This window comes from Christiangramia aquimixticola (assembly GCF_048285835.1).
GTDB lineage: Bacteria > Bacteroidota > Bacteroidia > Flavobacteriales > Flavobacteriaceae > Christiangramia > Christiangramia aquimixticola.
Map to the genome: position 1 here is coordinate 1 of NZ_JBLVTL010000333.1, position 280 is coordinate 280.

Consider the following 280-nt stretch of genomic DNA (forward strand, 5'->3'; position numbering starts at 1 on the left):
CGTTATAATCCGGGTTAGGAGTATAGGTAACTGTTCCGTCAGGATTGATTACCACAGTTCCATTGTCCGGCTGAGTAACCGAAGTTACTTCAACATCAGTTGCCGGATCGTAGGTGTCATTATCAAGAACATCAATCACTACTGCTTCATCTTCAGAAGTTGTTGCATTATCTGCAACCGCATCCGGAGTACCTTCTACATTCACTGTTACCGTAGTGGTTTCAGTGGTAGTTGAACCATCTGGATTGGTTACAGTAGCAGTATACTCGAAAGTATCAGT

1 protein-coding gene is annotated in these 280 nt (G+C 43.2%); it reads right to left on the reverse strand.

What is annotated here, in order from left to right:
- Positions 1 to 280 (reverse strand): Ig-like domain-containing protein (locus tag ACNKXV_RS14705; RefSeq protein ID WP_417908442.1); only part of this gene is annotated, 280 nt, incomplete at both ends.